20 protein-coding genes, 1 pseudogene and 1 riboswitch are annotated in these 21,184 nt (G+C 35.0%); of the genes and pseudogenes, 13 read left to right on the top strand and 8 right to left on the bottom strand.

The genetic code is table 11. The annotated features are described in order from the left end of the window. Positions 1-213: 213 nt before the first annotated feature. From ABWH96_RS07865 to ABWH96_RS07855, 3 genes and pseudogenes are all read left to right on the top strand, one after another. Positions 214-960, top strand: a complete 747-nt coding sequence (locus ABWH96_RS07865; RefSeq protein WP_375580920.1) for a flavodoxin family protein — start codon at positions 214-216, stop codon at positions 958-960. Positions 961-1,175: 215 nt separating this feature from the next. Continuing rightward, positions 1,176-2,378: pseudogene (locus ABWH96_RS07860) on the top strand (MFS transporter); the annotation flags it as partial. Further along, positions 2,364-2,684 carry a rhodanese-like domain-containing protein gene (locus ABWH96_RS07855; protein ID WP_375581469.1) on the top strand — a complete coding sequence of 107 codons (321 nt, stop codon included), beginning with the start codon at positions 2,364-2,366 and terminating at the stop codon, positions 2,682-2,684. The pseudogene ABWH96_RS07860 and the gene ABWH96_RS07855, both read left to right, overlap by 15 nt. Positions 2,685-2,829: 145 nt before the next feature. Here ABWH96_RS07855 and ABWH96_RS07850 read toward each other — a convergent pair whose 3' ends face one another. From ABWH96_RS07850 to ABWH96_RS07835, 4 genes are read right to left on the bottom strand one after another with little or no spacing between them, the layout of a single operon-like run. Continuing rightward, positions 2,830-4,977 (bottom strand): YbcC family protein, encoded by a 2,148-nt coding sequence (locus tag ABWH96_RS07850; RefSeq protein ID WP_375580919.1) that lies wholly within the window; start codon positions 4,975-4,977, stop codon positions 2,830-2,832. A gap of 31 nt (positions 4,978-5,008) precedes the next feature. After that, positions 5,009-5,368: a putative inorganic carbon transporter subunit DabA gene (locus ABWH96_RS07845; protein ID WP_375580918.1), complete on the bottom strand. Its 360-nt coding sequence runs from the start codon at positions 5,366-5,368 to the stop codon at positions 5,009-5,011. A 43-nt stretch (positions 5,369-5,411) separates the two neighbouring features. Further along, positions 5,412-7,013, bottom strand: a complete 1,602-nt coding sequence (locus ABWH96_RS07840; RefSeq protein WP_375580917.1) for a proton-conducting transporter membrane subunit — start codon at positions 7,011-7,013, stop codon at positions 5,412-5,414. A gap of 11 nt (positions 7,014-7,024) precedes the next feature. Then, a complete protein-coding gene (locus ABWH96_RS07835; RefSeq protein WP_375580916.1) occupies positions 7,025-7,312 on the bottom strand; it encodes a hypothetical protein in 288 nt (95 codons plus the stop codon). A 105-nt stretch (positions 7,313-7,417) separates the two neighbouring features. Between ABWH96_RS07835 and ABWH96_RS07830 the strand changes: the two genes are divergently transcribed. Next, on the top strand, positions 7,418-8,314 hold the full coding sequence (locus tag ABWH96_RS07830; protein ID WP_375580915.1) for a LysR substrate-binding domain-containing protein: 897 nt from the start codon (positions 7,418-7,420) through the stop codon (positions 8,312-8,314). 17 nt (positions 8,315-8,331) lie between these two features. Here the strand turns inward: ABWH96_RS07830 and ABWH96_RS07825 are convergent, their stop codons facing one another. Beyond that, positions 8,332-9,285: an alpha/beta hydrolase family esterase gene (locus tag ABWH96_RS07825; RefSeq protein WP_375580914.1), complete on the bottom strand. Its 954-nt coding sequence runs from the start codon at positions 9,283-9,285 to the stop codon at positions 8,332-8,334. Positions 9,286-9,295: 10 nt separating this feature from the next. After that, positions 9,296-9,946: a plasmid pRiA4b ORF-3 family protein gene (locus tag ABWH96_RS07820; protein ID WP_375580913.1), complete on the bottom strand. Its 651-nt coding sequence runs from the start codon at positions 9,944-9,946 to the stop codon at positions 9,296-9,298. Between the two features lie 64 nt (positions 9,947-10,010). Next, positions 10,011-10,240: riboswitch (cobalamin riboswitch) on the top strand. A gap of 92 nt (positions 10,241-10,332) precedes the next feature. On the opposite strand from ABWH96_RS07820, the gene ABWH96_RS07815 reads away from it, so the two are divergent. The 7 genes from ABWH96_RS07815 to ABWH96_RS07785 are packed head-to-tail and all read left to right on the top strand — an operon-like array spanning position 10,333 to position 15,556. Continuing rightward, positions 10,333-12,219 carry a TonB-dependent receptor gene (locus ABWH96_RS07815; protein ID WP_375580912.1) on the top strand — a complete coding sequence of 629 codons (1,887 nt, stop codon included), beginning with the start codon at positions 10,333-10,335 and terminating at the stop codon, positions 12,217-12,219. A 1-nt stretch (position 12,220) separates the two neighbouring features. Beyond that, the gene (locus tag ABWH96_RS07810) at positions 12,221-12,865 is read left to right on the top strand and encodes a YncE family protein (protein WP_375580911.1); all 645 of its coding nucleotides are present in this window, start codon (positions 12,221-12,223) and stop codon (positions 12,863-12,865) included. A 47-nt stretch (positions 12,866-12,912) separates the two neighbouring features. Further along, the gene (locus ABWH96_RS07805; protein ID WP_375580910.1) at positions 12,913-13,269 is read left to right on the top strand and encodes a hypothetical protein; all 357 of its coding nucleotides are present in this window, start codon (positions 12,913-12,915) and stop codon (positions 13,267-13,269) included. Beyond that, positions 13,266-13,655, top strand: coding sequence for an acyl-CoA thioesterase (locus ABWH96_RS07800; protein WP_375580909.1), 390 nt, complete (start codon positions 13,266-13,268; stop codon positions 13,653-13,655). The genes ABWH96_RS07805 and ABWH96_RS07800 overlap by 4 nt, the downstream gene beginning before the upstream one ends. Continuing rightward, the gene (locus tag ABWH96_RS07795) at positions 13,652-13,810 is read left to right on the top strand and encodes a DUF5522 domain-containing protein (protein WP_375580908.1); all 159 of its coding nucleotides are present in this window, start codon (positions 13,652-13,654) and stop codon (positions 13,808-13,810) included. Before ABWH96_RS07800 ends, ABWH96_RS07795 begins: the two co-directional genes overlap by 4 nt. Before the next feature lie 53 nt (positions 13,811-13,863). Then, complete coding sequence (locus tag ABWH96_RS07790) at positions 13,864-14,847, top strand: DUF3667 domain-containing protein (RefSeq protein ID WP_375580907.1); 984 nt, start codon at positions 13,864-13,866, stop codon at positions 14,845-14,847. A gap of 1 nt (position 14,848) precedes the next feature. Next, positions 14,849-15,556, top strand: a complete 708-nt coding sequence (locus tag ABWH96_RS07785) for a diphthine--ammonia ligase (protein ID WP_375580906.1) — start codon at positions 14,849-14,851, stop codon at positions 15,554-15,556. Positions 15,557-15,594: 38 nt separating this feature from the next. On the opposite strand, the gene ABWH96_RS07780 is transcribed toward ABWH96_RS07785, so the two are convergent. Both ABWH96_RS07780 and meaB read right to left on the bottom strand, forming a co-directional pair. After that, positions 15,595-17,799, bottom strand: coding sequence for a choice-of-anchor B family protein (locus ABWH96_RS07780; protein ID WP_375580905.1), 2,205 nt, complete (start codon positions 17,797-17,799; stop codon positions 15,595-15,597). A 6-nt stretch (positions 17,800-17,805) separates the two neighbouring features. Continuing rightward, complete coding sequence (gene meaB, locus ABWH96_RS07775) at positions 17,806-18,795, bottom strand: methylmalonyl Co-A mutase-associated GTPase MeaB (protein ID WP_375580904.1); 990 nt, start codon at positions 18,793-18,795, stop codon at positions 17,806-17,808. A gap of 134 nt (positions 18,796-18,929) precedes the next feature. Between meaB and ABWH96_RS07770 the strand changes: the two genes are divergently transcribed. After that, positions 18,930-20,210, top strand: a complete 1,281-nt coding sequence (locus ABWH96_RS07770; RefSeq protein WP_375580903.1) for a CHASE2 domain-containing protein — start codon at positions 18,930-18,932, stop codon at positions 20,208-20,210. A 10-nt stretch (positions 20,211-20,220) separates the two neighbouring features. Next, complete coding sequence (locus ABWH96_RS07765) at positions 20,221-21,147, top strand: hypothetical protein (RefSeq protein ID WP_375580902.1); 927 nt, start codon at positions 20,221-20,223, stop codon at positions 21,145-21,147. The last annotated feature ends 37 nt before the right edge of the window (positions 21,148-21,184 follow it).

The following is a 21,184-nucleotide window of genomic DNA, read 5'->3' as shown; positions in this document are numbered from 1 at the left end:
GTTGCACTTTTTGCGACAAATAAGGTGCTTAATCGGTGCAAAACTATCTAAAAGTCAAATTATTTCAATCCTATTAAACTAACTTATCCAAAAAGCTCAATCATCAATCAATAACTTTAAACTGCTTGTTAGAGTTAAATCAATACAAATGTCATCTCTCAAACATTTTTTAAGAAGAAGATTTACTTATTTAGAAATCCTAAATTAAAAACTATGAAACTCAGCAGCTATCAGGAAAAACTGAATAAAGAAAACAAGACAGATTTTAGCGACTTAAAAGCCGTTTTTATCAATTGTACTTTAAAGAAATCACCAGAAAAATCACATACTTCAGGACTGATAAGTATGTCGGCTGAAATCATGGAGGAAAATGGAATTCATGTGGATATCATCAGAGCAGTTGACCATAATATTGCTTTCGGGGTTTACCCTGACATGACCGAGCATGGCTGGGAGAAAGATGATTGGCCAGCAATTCAAAAGAAAGTGATGGATGCCAATATTTTAATAATTGGAACACCAATCTGGTTAGGTGAGAAATCCTCCATCGCAACTCAAGTGATCGAAAGATTGTATAGCCTCTCTGGTGAAACCAATGAGCAAGGACAGTATGCTTATTATGGAAGAGTAGGGGGATGTCTAGTAACTGGAAATGAAGATGGCATCAAACATGTGGGCATGAATGTCCTTTATAGTTTACAACATTTGGGATATGTTATTCCTCCACAAGCTGATGCTGGCTGGATAGGCGAAGCAGGGCCAGGACCATCTTATATGGATGATGGCAGTGGTGGCCCTGAGAATGATTTCACAAATAGGAATACCACTTTTATGACTTGGAATTTGATTCATATGGCGAAAATGCTTCAAGACAATAATGGTATTCCAGCACACGGAAACCAAAGAACAGAATGGGATAATTCAAATCATAAGGACAACCCGAATCCAGAATATCGGTAAATTGAAAAGCAAACCATGATGTGGCATTTGTGGGATTTTCAAATGTTCGTGATAACGTAAACTATCTTGTAGAGAAATAGAATAAGATTTCAAAGCAATAGCAATCACGCATTAATCCATGAAAACTTGGGTAGATAATATTGTCCCTACATAACAATTGATACATAACATTCCTGATAATTTTCGACATTTGCATGTTGAAAAATGAAATATCAATGGATAGCATAAAGCTAGGACTTAAAGAAAACTGGAAACAATTTACATTTTTGGTGATTGTCAACGGTTTTGTTGGCGGCATGGTGGGTATGGAAAGAAGCATTTTCCCGCAATTTGCTGAAGTGGAATTTGGAGTGGCTTCCAAAACGGCAATTCTTACTTTTATTACAGCTTTTGGTATTAGTAAAGCATTTGCCAATTATTATACGGGTAAACTTGCCAATAAATTTGGGAGAAGAAACCTCCTCCTCTTTGGATGGCTATTGGCTATACCCGTCCCTTTTATGCTGATTTATGCGCCAAGCTGGACATTCGTCATAATTGCTAATATTTTATTAGGATTAAGTCAGGGATTGACCTGGAGCAGTACGGTAGTAATGAAAATTGACCTAGTAGGCGAAAAAGACCGTGGTTTTGCCATGGGATTAAATGAATTTGCCGGATATTTTGCTGTGGGTATCGTGGCTTTTATAACCGGCTATGTAGCCAATAGTTACGGACTCACCCCCTATCCTTTTTACATCGGAATTTTCCTTTCGATTGTTGGTTTTATTTTGACATTACTCTGGGTGAAAGATACCCGAGGTCATGTAAATAAAGAAAGCGGGACAGACAAATCTGTGCATTTGAAAAACATCTTTTTGGAAACCACTTTCAAAAACAAAACCCTAAGCTCTGTCACTCAAGCAGGTTTAATTAATAACTTGAATGACGGGATGATTTGGGGGCTTTTACCAATGGTGCTTTTTTCATTGAATTATGACAATGAAAGTATTGGGATTATCACTGCTATTTACCCTACTGTTTGGGGAATTGGTCAGTTATTTACAGGTAAAATGTCTGATCATTATTCCAAAAAAGGAATGTTGTTCTGGGGAATGTTATTACAAGGTATAGCCATACTGTTTATTCCTTACAGCAGCAGCTTTGCCGTTTTAGCCGGTTTATCTGCTATTTTAGGTTTGGGAACTGCCTTGGTTTACCCTACATTTTTATCCACCATTGCCCAGGCAACCAGTCCGCAACAAAGAGCAGAAAGTGTGGGTACCTTCAGGCTTTGGAGAGATTTAGGGTATGCATTTGGTGCCATAATTTCTGGGGTAACGGCTGATTTATTTGGAGTTGAATATGCGGTTTTAACAATTGCAGGACTGACAATTATGTCTTCTCTAATAATCAAACTCCGTATGCCAGCCAACATCAAGCAAACAAAGGATTGCATGGAGCCAGAAGAGCTAAAAGAAGCATTAAATAAGAATGAAGTCATTCAGATTATAGATGTGAAGAATAAGGACGAATATGAAAATGCTCATATTCCAGAGGCCATCAATATTCCATTGGATGAGCTTAGTGAAAAAATCTCAAAATTGGATAAAAGCACTTATTACGTAACAGTTTGCGGAAAAGGCGGTGGGCGCTCTGTAGAAGCGGCTAAAACATTAAAAGAGGCCGGTTTGAGTGCTATTTGGTTATGTGGTGGTACTAATAAATGGTTGGATTTATACTAATAAATAGATGGGGTAGAGAGGATAGAAATAAATTAAATAATAACTATCGTCTTGTTCATTTAACATAAAGTAAAAAGAGCCTCATTAAATCAATAATGAAGCCCCAAATTACAACCTAAAAATTCGTAAATAATATTAATTTATTTTAAGCAAACTCTTCTACCAATTTTTCATTTTGCTTATTAAATGACTCAATTGAATCCAACTTTTTCCACATAAAATCTCCGTCATAAATATCGGTGATTTCCCCTTCATCATTCATAGCCAAAAGAAAAATCCATTGGTTATCACAAAGCTGCCTTACTGATTCATGCTTTTTCAAAATTTTAGTCATGGCTTCTTTAGGTGCATTAATCACAACACTTAATCTTAGTGGTTCATGTTGATAGTTTACCCCATCGTGAATTGATTGCATAGGTAGTCCTGATCTTAAATCTCCTGCAAAGCCTTCTAACACGCCAATTCCAGAAGTCACATTATGTAGAGTCTTATTTCCTGAACCAAAATGTTTATTGTCCACTGTGGAAGCATAATATTGGAGGTTTATCCAGCTTGTTACCACCATAGGGGCAGTCATAATAGTTTCCAAAACCTTAAACCCTTGATCTTCTTTCCAATTATAAGAATGTAAAAACGAACGTCCTTCCAAATTGACTCCTTTGGTAATGGAACGAGGTGCAACCACAAAGGAAGAACATCCTGCCAGACCCCATTCTGGTCTTACTTGAGACCAATCATTGGCTCTTAATTTTATGAATGAATCAACATCTTTTCCATCCTCTATATTCATCCTTAAAATTCTTTCTGCACGTGTGGCTTTTCCAGCCTGTGAAATCCTCTCTTTTATGTTTTCTAAATCTTCCTGATGTGAAGTAGGGACTAGACCGGTGTTAAAAAGTGAGACCTCATCAGTGGTGGTATCATGCAAACAAGCTAAGAAATAGGTCGAATCAGGTATAATAATCTTTTCTTCGGCCAGTTGCTTTCTTACTTCTTTATCATTTAGGATAATGGAAGCCACTTTTGCATTAGCCTCACCAGACTGACCTGCGCAAGCACCGCAATCTAAACCAGAAGCATGAGGATTATTGACTGAAGTCGAGCCATGGCCTACTATCATCACTACTCTTGCAAAGTTTTCAGTTAATGACATAGCCTGAAGAGCCCCTTTTGCCATATTTACTCTATCTGACAGTGGAATTCCAATATTCAAATCACCTTGACTACTCTCAATATCCACCGATAAATTTTCTAACTCATCTTTCCTAAGTCCATTTTTTTGCGGATGCGGAACAGGTCTCGTTATTCCAAAAGAATCGGTAAAAAGTTTAGGCAATAATGACAATCCAATAGGACTCACAAAACCAAAAGAACTGATAGCGCTTGATTTAAAGGACTTCCAAGAGAAATTGAATAATCTATTAATCTTCCTTCTTAAAACTACCTTGTCATTTTGGTTCTTGTCAAGTACTTTCTCCTTAACAGTATAGCCCGAAGGAATTAATGCCGGACATTGGTCATATCCTTGGTCGTGGCCAATTTTCCTTACATTTATTGGAAACCCAAAAAAACCGGCAAAACCCAAAGTATCAATTTCTGGCGCTATTGATTCCAGGTTTCTACGATAAACTTCTGATCTAACATCAATACAGAAAACAGCCTGAACCTTAGGTTTCCTTACTTCTCGATTAGAAAAATCCTTTTTCTTAAACTTTTTGATTAATCGTCTTTGTGCAGTTAAATCATAAGCACTTTGTAAAATAATTAAATCTGATAAGGCTGGATTAATGACTTCTGAATCCTCAAATTGAAGCATCTCCAGCTTTTCTTTTTTCCACTGGCTTTCCAAAACAGGGTTTTGTAATGCATTGTAAATACCATATTCCCAACAGATTAATACACTTAGGAATTCACTTAATCTTTGCTCTTCACGACCGTAACGCTTAGCATCCCAATCGAAATGTGCAATGTAGGATGACCAACCTCCTATCCTCAATAATAAACTGTGTAAATAAGCTGGCAAAGCCTTCTCCTCCACTTCCAAATGACGTAGGGCAATAGCCGCAGCTTCAATATGATTATCGGGTAATTCTTTTATAAGCTTATGGAATCCTTTAAGTCCCATCAAAGATGGTGATCGGTTGGTTTCTGATTCAATTTTCCAAGCGGAAAATAAATCCAATCTTTGATCATTATTTTTCCATTGCCCTTGAGCTTCATCAAAATAAGAGGACGCCCAGGAGGAAATGCAGTCTAACATAAAATCAGGCCAGTTGGCGGTGCTGATTTTCATTGCCAACTCAGCAACCGTCTTTATTTGAGGGCTATTTAAATTTTGAAGGTGCCTTCTTTTTCAGTTCCTCAACAAAAGATTTTGCACTTCTATTTTCATTGGGATATTTTTTTTGATTTAATGCAATTTCCAAATCCTCAGTTAATATCTTCTCTTGTTCTAAAGCTTCCAAATAGTAGCTTAGTGGCATAGTAGTTTGTATGCCGGCAGTAAAAGATAATCTTTGTGCAATAGATTCGAAAGAGTGATTACTCAATCCCAGGTAAGGGTTTACGGCCACAAAATTCTCCAAAGGCCACAAAGGGGCTATTTTTTTAGAGGCATCGTAAAAAGCCTTACTAATTGAAGTATTTATTAATTTGATTTTAGAATCCTTGATTTTATTTAACATTTCAAATTGTTTTCTAAATAAGTATTTAATAAATCACATTATTTTATTCGTGTTTTTTTATGAAATTAGGTTTAGACGCCTTCACATATAAAGCCCCAACCAAGCGATCATAAAGCACATTTGCATAAAGTCCGTTTCTGAAATGAATTGACCATTTTCTCCACACAGTAGAATTTCTGATAAAAGGTGAAAAGATTTGAATAAGCACCAATCCCGTAAAAACTATCAACCAAAAGAATAATAAAATTACTACTACAGTGGAAGGTTGCATAATTACTGGAATTTGAGATTTCAAAATAGCAGCCATAATCGTTTCTAAACTGAAAAATGCAAAGGCAACAAGAGCGGCCATTAAGACCACCCTTGGAATCAACCTCCTGCTTCCATAAGAATCAAAAGCAGTACCTATTAATAATGATAATCCCATAACGATTATGCAGCTTATCACCAATAATGATAATTCCTCTATTGGATTGATACCCCAAGCATATGCCATAATCCCAAATATTGTGAAAGCAAGTACTATGCTTATTATGAGTATAAGTGGATTAGCTTTTCTTGCTGGCAGCGATATTTTAGTTGCTTTTTTTACATCAATTAAACTTCCAGAAGAAAGAAATGCATGCGCTTTGTAGAAAGAATGTGCTACTAAGTGCAACATGGCTGCAGCATAAATCCCAAATCCGCAAAGCAACAAACTAAAGCCCATGTGGGAAATACTGGAATAACCTAAAGCTGTTTTCACTGAAGATTGAGTCATATAAGCAATCGAGCCAAATAATGCCGTAAAACCTCCAAAAACAATAAGTAGTATAGGCGCATAAGTAGTTTCCACTACAACAAAAGACATTCTTGCCACTAAAAATGGCCCTGCATTTAACAAGCCCGCATGTAGCAATGCGGAAACCGGAGTCGGTGTCTCCATCACTTCTACTAGCCAAGCATGAGTAGGAAATAGAGCAGATTTTAAGATAGCAGCTAACACAATACAAATAGCAGCTAATTCTATTTTAAATGGCACATTGTTGGCAAAACCTTTTATTCCAGTTATGATCTCTTCTAAATTTCCGGTACCGAAATAATTAAAAATCAAGATGACAGCCCCCAATAAAAATAAATCACTCAATCGAGCCGCAATAAATTTTTTCCTGGCTGCCAATTTGGATCTGCGTCTTTCAGAATAAAAAACAAGTAATCGATGTAAGGAGATACTTGTCAAAACCCATGAAATCCACAGCAAACCTATATTTCCTGAAAGTACTAACAATTGAACAGAAGCAATAGTAGCAGCCAATCTTCCAATAAAAACCCCATGTCTACTGTCTCCATCCATATAATTGAAACTAAACCGCATCACTATAAAAGAAATGAGGTTAATCATGGTGAATATCAAAACACTTAAAGCATCTAATCTTATGGATAATCCAATACCATTATATGCTATACTATTACTCTCCAAAAATCCATATTGATATACAATCAAAGCGGAAAATATGGCTACTAGAATAGATGCATAAATTGATATTTTACTTACCCATATCAATATTTTAGGCCTTAATCCCCTCATAAACCAAGACAGAATAGCGATAAGTGTAAATAAAAGTGGGGATAGAAAAACAGTGCTGATGATTAATTCTTTGGTCATGCCTTACAGTTTTATATTAATTCAATGGTGATAGTTGAATCGATTTTAAGCGTTCTACCTTCTTCTTTTGCAGTATTAATTAATTCCATTAGTGATTTCCTGCTTTCTTTAAGCTCCTCAATTCTTATCAAAGAATTTTCATCTGGCCTTTCATATCTTATTTGTGAACTATAATTCCTCATATTATGAAAGTTGATTTTCTGAGTAATGAAATTTGAAATAATCTCTTTTGCTTCCTCAGCTGAATATTCACCTCTTAGCAGGTCTTTTTTTTGCTTGTTAACTACAACTTGTTCCATAATTTTTAATTTGTTTAATAGTTTTTCAAATTATTTATACAAATTTGGCAAACATTTTTCATATATTTTTATTTATATATTTTATACAAAACATAAACTATTATTATGAACTATACTATACATCAGTTACAGATATTTCTAAAGGTGGTCCAAAAGCAAAGCATCACTAAAGCTTCTGAAGAGCTATTTATGTCACAACCAGCGGTCTCCATTCAGTTAAAAAACTTTCAAGATCAATTCGATATACCATTATATGAGGTTGTTGGAAGGAAATTATTCATAACAGATTTCGGTAAAGAAATTGCCTTAATTGCGGAGCGAGTAATAGAAGAATTGAATAATATAAATTATAAAACGGAAGCTTATAGCGGAATGATGACTGGAAAATTAAAGATTTCATCAGCTTCTACAGGTAAATATGTAATTCCTTACTTTCTTGATGAGTTTTTGACTAAAAATCCTGGTATTGATTTGGTTTTGGATGTTACCAACAAAACTAAAGTAATTCAAAGCTTGAAGAATAACGAAATTGATTTCGCCCTTGTAAGTGTAGTACCTGATCTATTAGATATCGATGAAGAACTTTTAATTGACAATAAATTATATTTAGTTAGTAGCGAAGCACAGCAAAATGAAAGTATGCCTTTGATTTACAGGGAGGAAGGCTCAGCCACAAGAAGTGCGATGGAACATTATTACGGGACACATAATTCAAAGGCTAGAAAGAGACTGGAACTCACATCTAATGAGGCTGTGAAACAAGCTGTTATCGCAGGATTAGGTAATTCTATTATGCCATTAATTGGTATTAAAAATGAATTATTAAATAATCAATTATATATTTTGCCTGCTGAGGATTTACCAGTAACAACAAAATGGCGATTAATTTGGCTAAAAGGCAAAAGAATTTCACCAGTTGCTCAAGCCTATTTGGACTATATTAGACTAAAGAAAAATGAAATCTTAAATGATAAATTTAAATGGTATCAAGAATATAAATGATTAACTCCATTATATTCTCAAATATCAAAGAACTCCCAAATTTCTTCATTAGCATCTAATTCAGTGGTATTCTCCCCTACGACAGAAACAGGAAATAATGATTCACTTCCCGGCCAATGATGACCATGATCTATCAAGGCCAGCATTTTTAATTGGTTATTTTCAAGACAATCAAATTCATAAGTTCTGATATCCATTTGGGTATCTGTCGTAAATTGATTCTCACAATTTAATAAGCTTCTCCACTTTAGAATCATTTCTTCCACATCAGGTTTTGTGCCGGCATAAGAGTTACCAAGGAATATATCACCTCCATTGAAAGGGTTTAATGGATCTTCAGTACCCGTGATATATAATAATCTTGGTGGAGTTGAAGCTGGAATCAAATCAGGCATCCAATCAGTTCCCGCTACAGAGGCTACTGCTTCAAATAAATCAGGATTTTCCCTTGCCATGCGAAAAGTCATACTGGCACCATTTGAAAAGCCTGTGGCAATAACTCCTTTAGTTATATTTGGAATAGTATCGAGTAAGTGGCCTATCATTTTATTGATAAAACCAACATCGTCCACCTTTCTCTCTACTGCTCCAATATTGCTTCTCCCAGAGCCATCATTCCAAGTTTGTGCATTGTTTGCAAAACTGGCAGGTCTATCCATATCTTCCCTGCTTCCATCAGGTAATACCGCAATAAAATCTTTTTCATCAGCAAAAGCAGCCCAATTATTGTTTTCAAAGGTCGCCTCAGCCTGCCCTCCGCCCCCGTGAAATACAGTAATCAGGGCATAATTTTTCTCAATATCATAATTTCGAGGAATGTATAACAAATACTCCCTATTTAAATCATCATGAGATAAGGAAAATCGATAACTACCTGATTCCCAAATATTAGTTTCTACATCTTGATTTAATCTACAAGAAAATAGAAGCAGAACTAAAATTAAATAAAATAAGGAGCTAGTTTTCATCATTCATTATTCATTAACTCATAAACTCATCGGCCGTCATATTCCAAAATTCTGATTCAGAAAGTTCTGAAAGAAATATATTAATATCCTCCAAATCAAAATAATTCTCATCAAATTCATCGCCTTCTTCCAATCCAAGCCACTCCATGAATTCCTCTCTCTCTGGGTTTTTCTTATCTTCCATAATTTCTAGAAAGTGATAATACCCTCCTACTCCACCTATATCTTCTGGGGGACATGATTTCTCTCCTTTTACACAAATGGGTTCGCCCTTATATAATTCCAAATCCTTTTTAGTGGGCTTTTGGAAACTGATTTTATGCCACCAGTCATCCCCAAAATCGTACCAATACCAAAAGGGTTTACGAGCTGTTAATTCTTCAAAATCAGACAAATGAATTGTATCGGCTTTCACTTCTTCAACTCCTCCTCCAAAGCCAAAATCCTCCTCAGGCATAGGTAAACCAGCTCGAATGGATTCATTCATTTTTTTATCTGAGAATTGAAATAAATGTACCATGTTCCAACCCATAGCCTCCTGACAAACTAAATGAAGCTGAAGCATATTAATGTCCGAAGGGACTAAAACTATTCTATAAATATCCGTGTGCTCTAAATGGATTTTGAGCTTGTAAGGGTCAGGATACATGGGTACTACTTTCATTGCACAAACATTTTAATTAATAAAGTTAAAGAATTAAAATTTGATTTCAGATTTCATTCCCCTACATTTGCGGAAGAATTATGGTTTCTGTTGGATTTCATTCCTTCAGGATTAAAAGGGAATTCGGTGCTTGGTTTTAATTTTTGAGATCAATATTCCGAAACTGTCCCCGCAACTGTAAGTCCATTTTTAATTGAATTGCACTACCCTTGCCACTGTTAGCCTTTAGGCTGATGGGAAGGCCGCAACTTCAAAGGACGAGTCAGGAGACCTGCCATAGCTCATAAATATTTTCGACTTTCGGGTGAAAGGTCAGGAATGTACGAAAGCTATAAGCTAACTTTTTTACATCTGATTTTGACCGTGGTCGCATTAAACTATATTTTATGCGATTAGGTATATTATTTTTATTGCTATGGTTCTCCAATGAACTGTGGGCACAAAACCATCAGGACAGCATTCCTGTGCTACAGGAAATCTCTGTGCAAGGCAATTTTGAAAAACAATTTCTGCCTGGCAATACTATTATTTTGCCCAAAGCTAAAACGCTAGATTTCTACGATGGCGCTAATATCAGTGAAATTTTAAAACAGAATAGCAGTATTTATTTCAAGGAATATGGAAATGGAATGCTTACCACCATTGCCTTCCGTGGCACAAATGCCAGCCAAACTGCAGTGCTTTGGGACAATTTCAATATCAATAGCTTCACCTTAGGACAAACAGATTTCTCTTTATTGCCTTCTCAGGCTATAGATGAAATATCTATCATTCCAGGAAGCGGAAGTAGCATGGGAGGAAGTGGTGCTTTTGGTGGTGCCGTTTTATTGGAAAATCCACTTTCATTTAAAACAGGGAATAATGTATCAATTGGGCAGCAAATCGGTAGTTTTGGATTGTTAAATAGTAACCTAACTGCAAATGGCAGTAACGGGAAATGGGCTTATGATACTCGTTTATATTGGGGGAAAGCCGAAAATGATTTTGAAATATTACAAACTGGTGAAAAACAGGATAATGCAAGATTTGAAAGATGGGGGATAAACCAAAGTATTGGCTATAAAATCAGTAATACTGAAAAAATAAAATTAGCGATTTGGTATAATGACAACTTCCGGGAAATTCAACCTCCAATAGGGTCTACCAGAGATATAAACGAGCAAACGGATCATAATTTAAGGACACATCTTAATTTCGAGAAAACAGTAAAAAATGGTCACTTAACTATTGGTAGCGGTTATTTCATGGATGAAATGGATTACAGACTTAACCAGGCAATTTCTTATAATAAAGTTAACAGATGGGAGAGTTTTGCTAATTATAAACATCAGTTCTCCAAAAATCATGAAGTCAAACTTTCAACTCGTCATAATTATATTGAGGCCAACAACCAAAGTTATGAATCAGGAGGTGCTACAGAACAAAGATACAGCCTCGGAGCATTATTCAAGGGCCAAATCATTGAAGGAGTTGATTATGCTCTACATTTGAGACAGCAATTAGTACCAGGAGTTAATATCCCCATATCTCCTTATGCAGGAATTTCTTACCAAGTAATTCAAAATGGAAATCACAGACTAAATCTTAAACTCAACTCTTCTTATAACTATAGACTACCAACCTTAAATGACCGATTTTGGAATGAAGCTGGAAACCCAGAACTGAATTCAGAAACCGCTTGGAATAAGGAGATGACTTTACAGTCTTCGCATCAGTGGCTTGATGTTAAATCAAATTTTTCCATCACTGCTTACCATAATAATGTAGACAATTGGATTCAGTGGGTGCCTGATGAAAATAATCAATGGAGACCTCGCAATATCAAAGAAGTGCTGGCAAAAGGAGTTGAAACTCAGATGGGAGTTGAATTTCCTGTCTTTAATGATTTCAAAATTCAAACTGATTTCCAATACAGCTACACTCAATCGACAGTTTTAGATTCAGAAAATAATTCGAGTGAAATAGGAAAGCAGCTTGTCTATACTCCCTTACATAAAGCAAATGCCACGGCTTCTCTTTTCTGGAAAAAATTTTCATTAAACTCTTTCCATCAATGGACAGGGAAAGTTTACACAACCAATAACAATTCCGACCTATTTGCCCTTGAGTCATTTTTACTATCTGATTTAGGATTAAGTTGGAAATCAACTTCATGGCATTTATCAGCTAAAGCAAAGAATATTTTTAACACAGAATACTTTCTCTATTCTGGCTATGCAATGCCAGGTAGAAATTATCAAATCAGTATAACCCGAAAATTTAAATTCAATTAACATGACAAAGAACTATTCAATTTTAATCAACCTTATTCTTGCACTGTTTATTTTCTCTTCCTGTCAGGACGCTGAGGATATAAAACTAAAAACAGCAGGCGTTTACGTATATCATGAAGGAGCATTTGGAAGCAATAATGCAACCATTGGTAATTATGATCCTGAATCCTTAGACTATAATCCTTCACTTTACAGAGGTCAAAACAGCAGCTTTATTGGAGATGTGCAGCAAAACATTTTGGTAGATAATAATAATGACAGAATCTACAGTGTACTTAATGGAAGTAATTCCATTGATTTAATGACTTCAAATTTAAAATCTGAAGCTAAAATCAGTTTCCCTGAATTGGATAAACCTAGAGATATTGCTGTATTGAATGATGTAGCTTTTATTGCAAACTGGGGGCCTTACAACGAAAACTTTGCTTTAACGAACAGTGAAATATTTGTTGTGGACTTAAGCACAAACGAATTAGTAGATCGAATTGAAACTCAGGAATATCCTGAACATCTTTTTATTAAAAACAATAAACTAATTGTAAGCCACGCATCTTTTGATGGAACCATTAGTGAAATATCCATTATCAACCTTGATAATTTGCAAATAGAAGAAACTCTTGAGGTTCCAAGCAGCCACAGGAAATAATAGAGGACGATAACGGTAATGTTTGGGTAGTTTGTACTAGTGGGAATTTGTTGCAATTAAATGCATCTTTAACAGGCATCGCAAATCAAATTGAACTGGATGATTCAGTATTAGGTGATATTGATTCATATGAAGATGCTATCTATTTTTATTCGGACAGTGAAATTTCATTTTTAAATATTTCAGATAACAGTATTAGTTCAACAGGCATAGAAGTTGAAATGCAAACTCCATATGCTTTTGCTGTTGATCCAGTTTCAGGAGATTTTTACTTAGGTGACGCCCTAGATTTTTCTAGTGAAGGTCTTGTAATTCGCTATGATGCTGAGGGAGAACTATTGGATACATTTGAATCTGGTATTGCCCCTACTCAATTTTCTTTTAATATCGAAAGAGATAGATGATTGTAACCAAAGGAAATAAGGCAGATAACGCCATTACAAAAGTAACTAAGGCAGTTTTTCCGAATACAACGAATCATTATGATACCTTATTCGGAGGAACTGCCCTCCAATGGATGGACGAGGTGGCTTTTATTACGGCCACCCGCTATTCAAGGCAGAAAATGGTAACGGTTAGCAGTGACAAAATTGATTTCAACAAAGCAATTCCTGCTGGAACAATAGTTGAATTAGTAGGTCAAATAGAAAAGGTCGGCAATACCAGTTTAGAGGTCAGAGTGGATGTTTTTACCGAAGAAATGTATTCCAACCAGAGAGAAAAATCTATTTCAGGCTGTTTCACAATGGTGGCTATAGATGAAAATAAGAAACCGATTTTAATCACATGAGTGCAAAAAATATAAAAATAGAAGAAGGAGATTTTTATATGGAAAATGGCTTTTTCGTGTTCACTGAAAAATATCATTTGAAAAGGGGCTATTGCTGTGGAAATAAATGCAGGCATTGCCCCTATCAATTTAAAAATGTGAAGGCAAAAAAATAACGAAAACATTCAAATTATTTTTTACTTTCGTAGCTAGCTAACTGAACAGAAGATTGAAAAACAAGACTACGAACTGCCTTAATTGTGGAGAGCAATTAGATTCAAATGAAAATTTTTGTCCAAATTGTGGCCAAGAAAATTCTGATAAAAAATTACCTCTAGGTGCTTTTCTAAAAGATTTCTTTTCAAACTATCTTAGTTTTGATACCATCTTATTCAAAACTTTAACTCCCTTTATCTTCAGACCAGGAAAGCTTACCAAAGCTTTTAATGAGGGCAAAAGAAGAAGGTATATCAATCCCATTAGGTTGTATTTGATATTTTCCCTTTTCTATTTTTTCATGATTAGTCTTACAGTTCCTAAAAATTTGATTGACTCAGGTTTAAGATCATATGTCAACAAAAAAGCTGTTTTAGATTCCTTTAAAGTTGAGAGCCTCGATAGCGCGGGAGTTCAACAACTCATAAAAAAAGCAGAGCAAAATAAAGTGGCAAATCAGGAAGATTCACTAAACAAATGGGGAACCTTAAAATACTGGGCTGGGGACGAAACTTTGAATGATGAGGAATTTGAAGCGAAACTCGATAAAGTAGGCGGCAATATCGAAGGTATTCCTGCCAAATATAAAAGATCATTTTTATTGAATTCTTCCATGTTTACTTATCAGGCTATTAGAAACCTACCTTTGATGATGTTTTTCTTCCTCCCCATTTTTGCATTTATTCTTTACCTCCTCTTTATGAAGAAAAGGTATTATATGGAACATCTCATCCATGGTTTACACCTTCATGCATTTGCTTATTTTATCTATGGATTGGCCATTTTATTAATTAGTATTTTCGCTACAGCTGAAGATTGGATAATCTTTCTAAGTTTCATTTGGGTGAGTCTCTATACACTTTTTTCAATAAAAAGGCTTTATCAAAACAATTGGACAAAATCCATTTTTAAATTTATCACTTTAGGATTTTTCTATTTCATCCTCTTAGCTTTCGGATTACTTTTTGAACTTATCATTTCTTTTATTACTATTTGATATGCCAAAGAAAATTGCCTTAAGTTGGAGCGGAGGAAAAGATGCTTGTTTGGCACTGCACTATTTAATGAATTCTAAAGAATATGATATAGATCATTTGCACACTGTAATTGGCGAGGAGACAAACAGAGTGGGCATGCATGGCATCAAAAAAGAATTAATTGAGGCTCAAGCAGCGTCATTAGGTATTCCTCTTAAGATTAGCCACTTACCTTCGGATAAAAGTAATATCTCTTATGAACAGGTGATGCGAGAATATGCAAGTTCCTGTAAATCCAAAAACATTAATACTATTGCCTTTGGAGATATTTTCTTGGAAGATTTAAAGAACTACAGAGAAGAAAAAATGGCTGAAGCAGGGATGAAGTGCCTATTTCCCTTATGGGGTATTCCAACGAAAGAAGTTATACAAGAATTTCTTGCATTAGGTTATAAAACCAAAATATGTGCTGGAGATGCTTCCAAATTAGATAAAAATAAAATAGGTGAAACCATCACTCAAAACTTGCTCAACCAATTACCTAAAGACGTTGACCTATGCGGGGAAAATGGAGAATTCCACACTTTTGTGTATGATGGCCCTCTATTTAAGAGTAAAGTAAAAATAGATCTAAAATCAATTCAATCGCATTTTTATGAATACCAAATTGAAGAGGATAAAGAAATAAAAACAATAAAAAGTGAGTTTTACTTTGCTGAGATTGAATGAAAGCTATTCGGCAAACTTAATAACCGAATAGCAATCAATTAATTTTTAATTATTTTCTTAACAGCTCTTTCTCCTTTAGGATTTGTAATAATCAGAAAATATATTCCTTTTTTCCAGGCAGACATTTTAATGGATTCCCTTTTTTGGAAATAATCCTGATTGTAGATTTTCCTTCCTTCAGTGGATACAATGCTGATATTTCGAATAGCTTCTGGGGAATCATAATCTAAATATAACTGATCTTGAACAGGATTAGGATATATACTTACCGCACTTTCTAGTTCTTTACTATTATTTAGCACAGATTCATCAATTATTAAGGTGGCTGTTCTGGTTCCACAATCATTGTAAGCTGTTAAAGTAACTTCATGAGGTCCCTCAGAATCGTAAGTATAAATAGGATTTCCATCCGTCACTATTGGTGAGCCATCTCCAAAATCCCATTCAAACAAGGTTGAATTTCTAGTTAAATTAATAAATGTGATCTCATTGTCTTCCACAGAGACTGTAAAATCTGGATAAGGCAAACATTGTGATAAATTCACTTTATATACAAAATCAGAAGAGCCACAGTCATTTGTTGCAGTAAGCTTAACTTCATATGTACCTGAATTCATTTCATAAGTATGGCTCGGGTTAGGTTCGGTGGATATTTCAGAACCATCCCCAAAATTCCATTCATATTCTTGAGCACCTAACGTATTGTTTTCAAATTGTACTTCTAATTGATTTACATTAGCAGAGAAGTCTACACTTGGTAATCCTTCTACTGTATTAGACAAATACGTAGTTAAAATTTCACCACTTTCTAATTCTATTTTGACCCTAAAACGCATATCAGCCAAGCCTTCTAGCTCTGGGTTGATGGTTAGCTCTGCAGTATTTACACCTGAAAAATCATCACTATCAGATAAATTTTCAGCAACATCTCCGTCTATTGTTTGCCATTGGTAATTTACGACATTTAACCCTTCTTTAATTTCAACATTTAAAATTGCTTCCTCTCCACAGGAGGTAAAAACAGGATGTTGATTAATGAATTCCTCAAAATTTGATCTCACTAGAAAAAGTCCACTATTTATATCACTTATGGCAACAACACCACTTTCGAAATATGGGTAGTTACTCCACGAACCATTAAATGATGCCTCATCGCTTTGAGCATAGGTATCAAAATAAGCTACATCACGTAAATCTCCTTTAGAAATTCTTTTTCCATCCAAAATTATCAATCCATTTGTATAATTAGATTGATATATCATGGAACCTTTAGTATATAAATTATGATCAATTGCTATACGTTCTGAAAAATATTGATTTAACAAAATTGGATTGTCCAAATTGCGCACATCCCAGATAAATGTACGAGTGTTCAGCCCAGCACTCTGTTCGTCTAGTTCGTCATTGGAAATAAAATATTGATGGTCTTCTGTCAGCCATCCTTGATGAGAATAAGCTGATTGAGGATAGCCTTTTTTTGAAATCAATTGAGTATTCTCTTTATCCTGCACATTGGCAATTGTAATGGTATTTTCATTTGCATTAAAACAGATTTCTTGCCCTTGATAATCTTCATCAGGACCATTGTAAATCACACATTGTGCATCATGTGTATAACCATCCTGATCAAAACATCCCGCAAATTCCGGGTTTTTGGGATCTTGAATATTTACAATATGCAAGCCTCCAGCTCCACAATTATTTCCAGCACCTCTAGCACCTACTATATAGGCAAAACCCGTCTCCTCATTAATTACCACATTGTGAGCACTTGAAACTCCTCTATATACAGCATCAGCACTGAAAACCTCTATGGGATTATTTACGCTTCTCAGTTTTGTCAAGTCAAAAACCTGCATGCCATGACCAGTATTGTTGTCTGCTACCACAAAAGCATGGTTTTTATACACTTTAATATCGCGCCAAGCACTGGCATTCCCAGTTTCACTTGGAAGTCTTCCCAAAATAACTGGCTCGATAGGATTACTTATATCAACAAATACAACTCCATTTGTTTGTCCCATTAATACATATTCTTTACCGCCAGTAGGATCTGTCCATCCCCAGATATCATTTCCTTGTACCCCTGAAACACCAGATAAAACTCCGTTATCAAGTCTAGAAAGTAATTCAACCTGATTGCATGGGTAACCACCAGCTTTACCATTTTCACATGGACTTTGAGTGAATACGTAATTATGAATTAAGAGAAAACATATTAGAAAAGTATACTTTTTGGTCATGATAGTTTATTTAAAATAGTGGTTTAATAAAGTTCGCGCTGCTTGTACAGAATGTTTATTTCCATTCCTAACCTCTTCTTCAAAATTGCTTAATTTTTTTAATATTTCAGGACTTTTGTAGAAGTTTTGCTTCAAAAAATGATGAATGGTTTGATGCATCCAATGAATAGCTTGTTCTTTTCTATTTTTATCAAAAAACCCAGATTCTTTTTGTTCTAAATTGAATTTGTTTAAAAGCTCTAAAATAGATTGAAGTCCTTCATCATTTAAAGAAGAACAGGTTTTTACTTTAGGAATCCAGCCATTTTCATTTGCTGGAAATAAATGCAATGCGTTTTGATATTCTTTTTTAGCCTTTTGGGCATTATTAATATTCTCACCATCGGCTTTATTGATGGCAATGGCATCCGCCATTTCCATTATTCCTTTCTTGATACCCTGCAGCTCATCACCAGCACCAGCTAGCATTAAAAGCAAAAAGAAATCAACCATATTTTTCACAGCTGTTTCGGACTGCCCCACTCCTACGGTTTCAATGAAGATAAAATCATAACCTGCTGCTTCGCAAAGCAACATGGTCTCACGGGTTTTATGCGCTACACCCCCAAGTGCATCTCCTGATGGCGAAGGTCTTATAAAAGCTTGATGAGATCGACTGAGTTTTTCCATACGGGTTTTATCACCCAGTATACTGCCACCAGTTTTTTGACTTGATGGATCTATTGTAAGAACTGCCAATTTCTTTCCACTGTCAATCACATGCTGTCCAAAAGACTCGATAAAAGTGCTTTTTCCCACACCCGGAACTCCCGTTATTCCAACTCGGAATGAATTTCCGGTGTACTGATACACTTCATCAATCAATTTTGCAGCTAGCTCATTATCACTGTCCAAAGTACTCTCTACTAGTGTAATAGCTCTACTCAATCCTACTCTGTCGCCAGAAAGAACACCCGACTTATACTCTTCTAAAGATAATCTATTTCTTCTTTTCAAGCTTATTTTAATTTAAATCCAAAAGTTAAGATGCAAAAACGCCAAAATATAATTTTTTTGTATATAATTGTTAAATTCAATTAATTATTATAATTTTACTATTCGGATAAAAAATTTAACTATTTTGATATAGGATGAAAGGAAGTATATTCAAAAACATATGGATAGATTCAATTTTGGCAACAGCCTTTATATTTGTTGTGATCTTCGGACTATTCTCTTTAATAAATGTTTTTGATGCAATTGATCCTGTAGGAGAAGCTTTAGAAGATGTAGAATTCAACGATATAGTATATTCAACCCTACGAGAAGACCCTCCAGCAGATGATAATGTTGTGGTTGTAAATATTGGTCGATTACCTAGAAAAATGATTGCTGAGCAAATCAGGATTATTAATAAGTACAATCCTAAAGTGATAGGCTTAGATACATTTTTTCCATTTTCTAAAGGAGAAGCTCAAGACACTGCATTAGTAAATGCATTAAGTGAGGTAGATAATTTAGTAATGGCCACCAAATTAGAAAAGTGGAATGATGAAAACATTGTAGATTCTTTAAAATTATCTGCCGAAAAGTTCAGAGTACATGCGGAAGATTTTGGTTTTGCAAATTTAATAACTGCTGAAGGAGTAGGCCAAGAGGATGTGAAAACTTGCCGCTCATTTGTTCCTAAGGAACTTTTATATGATAAAGACAGCACGCATTTATTTTTTGCAGTAAAATTGGCTCAATATTTAGCACCCGATAAAGTAAAAAGGTTTTTAGAACGTGATAACCATATAGAATACATCAATTATAAAGGAAATGCGATGGGTAGTGAAACTAATTTCGCCCCTACCTTTTTTGCACTGGATATTCCAGATGTATTCAATGAAAATTTTGTCCCTGAATTAATAGAGGGCAAAATAGTGATATTTGGGATGCTAGGTGAGTATTTTGGTGACCCTTACAATATTGAAGATAAGTATTACACACCACTTAATGAAAAATATGCCGGTAGGGGAAAACCAGATATGTATGGTGCAGTAATTCATGCCAATATTATTTCCATGATATTGGATGAAGACTATGTCTACAAACTTGATGAAATTTACCAGATTATAATAGCTGTATTGCTTTGCTATATAAATGTGGTCGCTTTTATGTGGGTATATTACGCATTAAAAAATTGGTACGATGGTATAACCAAAGTTGTACAGTTAATAGAATTACTTTTTATACTTTTAGCAATTGTATATAGTTTTCATTTATACAATATCAACCTAGAATTAACTCTCGCGATGGGAGTTGTAGCAGTAGTCGGTGACTCCTTAGAAGTTTATAATGGAGTAGTGAAGAATATGTTTACTAAAGAAGGACGAAAAGAACTATTTAGTGTAAATAAAAGAAGAAAAGACAAAGTAGAAATCAATTAAATCAATTAACATGAAATCTTTAATTAAAATTTTAGTCGTAGCATTATGGCTGGGTAATTACGCAGCTAATGCCCAAAGTTATGTATTTAAGGTACTGGCCAATAAAGGCGACAATTCAGTGAAAATAGAAGGTGCTGATTGGACTAAGCTGAAAACAGGTCAGTCTTTAAACTCAGGAGATGAATTAAAATTATCAGAAGAAGCTTATTTAGGCTTAATGCATAATTCTGGTAAAACACTTGAAGTAAAAACACCTGGTTCTCATACTGTATCAGGCCTAGCAGCTAATTTGAAAAGCAAAAACACTAGTGTGGCCAGCAAATACGCTGATTTTGTAATGAACAAGATGAGTGATGATGAAGGCAGTGGAGATTACAGAAAAAGTATGGGTGCAACAGGAGCCGTTGATAGAGCATTAGCAAGTGGTGCATCAATCAAAATTATGGCTTTAAGCTCAAGTGAAATCATAAATGATGAAGTAATATTAAGATGGAATGAGCCGAAGCAAGAGGGTGAAATTGAAGAATTAAATTATGAATTGACTTTCAGTAATTTATTTGACGAAACTATTGCGACAGAGACTGTGGACAAAACTTCTTACCTATTGGATAGAAGTAAAGAGCCATTTAAAGGACAAGACTTTATAAAAGTAAAAGTTCAAGTGAAAGGCGAAGATTTAAAATCTGATGATTACGCCATCACCATCAAGCCTGAGGAAGAAACTGCTGAAATTAAAGAAACATTGGAACAACTGAAAAGTGAAATTGAAGAAGAATCAGCAATGGATAAATTAGTAATGGCTGCTTTCTATGAAGACAATGACTTATTATTAGATGCTTTAACCGCTTACGAACAAGCTATTCAAAAAGCTCCAAATGTTCCGGTTTTTGAAAAAGCGTATGAAGATTTCTTAATTAGAAATGGTTTTACAAACTGAAAAAAATAACCAAAACTAAACTAAAGAAGGAAGCCTG

The organism is Marivirga tractuosa (assembly GCF_042140215.1).
Taxonomy (GTDB): Bacteria; Bacteroidota; Bacteroidia; order Cytophagales; family Cyclobacteriaceae; genus Marivirga; species Marivirga tractuosa_A.
This window is presented reverse-complemented; position numbering and strand designations above follow the sequence as displayed.